The following is a 4249-nucleotide window of genomic DNA, read 5'->3' on the forward strand; positions in this document are numbered from 1 at the left end:
GCTCCTCTTTGATGTTCATTGTAGTTAAAAGCTTCTAATGTATAATTAATGTTAGTTGACTAACAATAATTGTGATAAAATGAGGAAAGAGCTGGAGATGATAGGTAAAGGGGGGCGAAAATGAACAGAGATCGATCAGTTGCGCTCGAACTTAGAACGCTAAGAAATATGCTGCATAGACAGGTTAGCGGGTTTATGAGTCAAAAATATGGCGATCAATTGACTGGCATGCATGGATGGGTGCTGAGGTACTTTGTTGAGAACCAGCACAAGGAGATTTTTCAACGCGATTTCGAGAGCCAGTTCACGATTCGGCGTTCGACCGCGAGTAAGATTTTGCAGTTGATGGAGAAAAATAATCTCATAACGAGAGAGTCTGTTCCTTATGATGCAAGACTAAAGAGGATTATTCTTACGCCAAAAGCTATTGAATACCATGAAGCCATTATTTTAAAATACGTTGAATTGGAGCGTGAAATTAAGAAAGGTCTATCGCAAGAGGAGATGGATACTTTTTTTAATGTGCTCGATAAAATCAAAAAGAATTTGGAGTRGTCGTCGAAGTTGTTAGAGCGGCTTTTATTATTGTAATATAGTTAGTAGGCTTACAGTTCTATGGCTAACAACATGGAGAAGGAGCGTTTGATAAATGCTTAAGATTTTGAAGTATTTCAATCCCAAAAATGTTTGGTTTATCGTCATCAGTACTGCATTTATCGTGTTCCAGGTATGGCTCGATCTCAAGCTTCCCGATTATTTGGCAGAAATCACAAAGCTGGTGCAGACGGAAGGCAGCTCCTTAAACGAGGTATGGGAGCCAGGCGCCTATATGATGCTGTGTGCCATTGGAAGCTTAATTGCGTCCTTCATCGTTGTTTATTTGGTCGCGAAGAGCGCTGCATCACTCGCTAAGAGGCTTAGAAGCCTGCTCTTCGACAAGGTTGAATCATTCTCCATGGCCGAGATGAATCAATTTTCAACAGCAAGCCTCATTACGCGTTCCACGAACGATATTACGCAAGTACAAACGATTGTGGCGATGGGGCTGCAGGTCATGATTAAAGCGCCTATTTTGGCAGGCTGGGCAATTGTGAAAATCTCAAGCAAGAGCTGGCAATGGACGCTCTCGTCTGGTATTTCGGTTGCACTGCTTCTTCTCATGATCGCGATCGTTATTTTGTTCGCCATGCCGAAGTTCAGAATGATTCAAGGACTAACGGATCAACTGAACCGAGTAACGAGAGAAGGGCTTCAAGGTCTACGTGTCATTCGTGCTTATAATGCTGGACCGAGCCAAGAAGCAAAGTTCGAGTATGCAAATCGGGAGTTAACCGATGCGAATCTATTCACGAGCCGATTAATGGCATTAATGATGCCGGTCATGAGTCTAATCATGAGCGGATTAAGCTTGGCGATTTATTGGATCGGTGCGTATCTGATTAATGGAGCGGATACAGCAGCTAGATTAGGCTTGTTTAGCGACATGGTCATTTTCTCGTCCTATGCCATGCAGATCGTCATGGCCTTTATGATGCTGTCGATGGTTTTCTTCATGCTGCCGCGGGCGTCGGTTGCTGCCAAGCGTGTCATGGAAGTATTAAATACAGAACCAAGCATCAAGGATGGCAGTTCGAAATCGACTAATGCTGCGAAAGCAGGAGAGATTGAATTCCGGAATGTCAGCTTCAAGTATGCGGATTCGGATGAATATGTGCTTAGGGATATCAGCTTCGTTGCACGCAGGGGAGAGACGGTTGCGTTTATCGGCTCCACGGGTAGCGGCAAGAGTACAATGATGAACTTAATTCCAAGGTTTTACGATGTGACGGACGGCGAAGTGGTTGTTGCGGGAATGAATGTGAAGGATTACTCACTGAAAGATCTGCATAACAAGCTTGGTTATGTTCCTCAGAAAGCCGTATTGTTCAGCGGAACAGTAACGTCCAACGTTGCTTATGGTGATAATGGGCATGTGGCTGGCTCGGCGGACGATGTGAAGAAAGCGGTAGCGATCGCTAAGGGGCAAGAGTTTGTCGAGAAGCTGGAAGGCGGGTATGAGGGCACGATCTCGCAAGGCGGCTCGAATTTGTCCGGCGGACAGAAGCAGCGGTTATCCATCGCTAGGGCTATCTACCGTAAGCCTGACATTTATATTTTTGACGACTCCTTCTCTGCACTTGATTACAAAACCGACCGCCAGCTGCGTTCCATGTTGAATCAAGAAACAGCTGGAGCTACCAACCTAATTGTGGGGCAGCGAATCGGAACGATTAAGGAAGCCGATCTCATACTCGTTCTAGACGAAGGCAAAATTGTAGGAAGAGGCACGCATCAAGAGCTGCTTCAAACCTGCGAGGTATATCGTCAGATCGCGAACTCTCAGTTATCGAAGGAGGAGCTTGAAATTGGCTAAACAACAGGTCGCTACCAAGCAAAACATCGATTTCAAAGGCACAATGGGCAAGCTCGTCGCCTATTGCAAGCCGTACATTCCTCTTATTGTCGTGGCTCTGCTGCTGTCCGTGGTAGGCACGATATTTACGATTGTCGGGCCAAGCAAGCTGAAAGATATGACGGATCATATTACCAAAGGGTTAATGGGCGAAATTGACATGGACGCGATTAGCAGCATTGGTATATTGCTTGCTGTTCTATATGGATTAAGCGTCATCTTCTCGTTCTTCCAAGGCTATATTATGGCTACGGTAACACAGAAGGTATCGAAAAGCTTGCGTACGCGCATTTCCCAGAAGATCAATAAGCTTCCGCTCAAATATTTTGATTCCACGAGCAATGGAGACGTGCTGAGCCGCGTCACGAACGACATCGACACGATCGGGCAAACGATGAATCAAAGCGTCGGGATGCTTGTTACTTCTGTAACAATGCTGGTCGGCTCCTTGGTCATGATGTTCTATACAAACGTATGGATGACGTTGACGGCAATCATTTCGACGTTTCTAGGATTTGCCTTTATGACCGTGATGATCAAAAAATCACAAACTCATTTCGTTCACCAGCAGGCGAATCTTGGTGCGATGAATGGCCATGTCGAAGAAATATACTCTGGCTACGATGTGGTTAAGGTCTATAATGGAGAGCGAAAGGCGAAAGAAACTTTTAATCAAATAAACGATAAATTATATGAAAGCTCATGGAAGTCGCAGTTTCTATCCGGCTTGACGATGCCGCTCATGATGTTTGTCGGAAACTTCGGTTATGTGTCGGTCTGTATTGTCGGCGGAGCATTAGCGATGAATGGTCATATTTCGTTTGGTGTCATCGTCGCTTTCATGCTTTATGTTCGATTGTTCACGCAGCCCTTGGGGCAAATTGCACAAGCTGCGACTAGTCTGCAATCAACTGCAGCCGCAGCCGCGCGCGTTTTTGAATTTTTGGAAGAGAAAGAGCTTGAGGACGAGAACCATAAATCGAAGGTGCTTAAGGATGTTAAGGGGCAGGTCGAATTCCGGAACGTTTCCTTCGGATATGATCCGAATAAGCTCATTATTCACGATTTCTCAGCCCGTGCTTTGCCTGGTCAGAAGATCGCCATCGTCGGGCCGACGGGTGCAGGGAAGACGACGATCGTCAATTTGCTGATGCGATTCTATGAGCTGAATGGCGGGGAAATCGCTATCGATGGCGTTCCAATCCATGAGCTTCCTCGGGAAAATGTTCATGAACAATTCTGTATGGTGCTTCAGGATACATGGCTGTTCGAGGGAACGATCAAGGAAAATATCGTCTTCAACAAGCAAGGGGTTACCGATGCTGATGTGAAGGCCGTCTGCAAGGCTGTCGGTATTGATCATTTTATCCGAACCTTAACGAATGGCTACGACACGGTATTGAACGAGCAAGTGAACCTTTCCGCAGGTCAGAAACAGCTCATCACGATTGCAAGAGCGCTCATTGCGAACGCCCCACTGCTCATCCTCGACGAGGCAACAAGCTCTGTCGATACGAGAACAGAGCTTCTCATTCAGGAAGCGATGGACCGGTTGATGGCAGGACGAACTTCTTTTGTTATCGCGCACAGGTTGTCTACGATCAAGAATGCCGATATTATTCTCGTCATGAAGGACGGCGATATTATCGAAAGCGGCAATCATTACGAGCTTCTTGCGGCAAACGGCTTCTATGCTGAATTGTACAATAGCCAGTTTGAGACTGCGGAAGCGGCTTTGTAAAGGGGCATGTACTCCAAAAAAACTAAAAATCGTGGAATAGTCGTCAATCCATAGTG

The 4249-nt window shown here is 45.9% G+C and carries 3 protein-coding genes; all 3 read left to right on the plus strand.

Annotated elements, in window-relative coordinates; genetic code table 11:
• The first annotated feature begins 120 nt into the window (after window positions 1-120).
• Genes AC1DSE_RS31235 through AC1DSE_RS31245 form a run of 3 tightly spaced genes read left to right on the plus strand, consistent with a single transcriptional unit; the run spans window position 121 to window position 4193 of the window.
• Window positions 121-591, plus strand: coding sequence for a MarR family winged helix-turn-helix transcriptional regulator (locus AC1DSE_RS31235; protein ID WP_477528768.1), 471 nt, complete (start codon window positions 121-123; stop codon window positions 589-591).
• A 58-nt stretch (window positions 592-649) separates the two neighbouring features.
• A complete protein-coding gene (locus tag AC1DSE_RS31240; protein ID WP_477508930.1) occupies window positions 650-2413 on the plus strand; it encodes an ABC transporter ATP-binding protein in 1764 nt (587 codons plus the stop codon).
• Between the two features lie 43 nt (window positions 2414-2456).
• On the plus strand, window positions 2457-4193 hold the full coding sequence (locus AC1DSE_RS31245; protein ID WP_083681904.1) for an ABC transporter ATP-binding protein: 1737 nt from the start codon (window positions 2457-2459) through the stop codon (window positions 4191-4193).
• Window positions 4194-4249: the final 56 nt, after the last annotated feature.

It is taken from the genome of Paenibacillus sp. 01L418, from assembly GCF_056400045.1.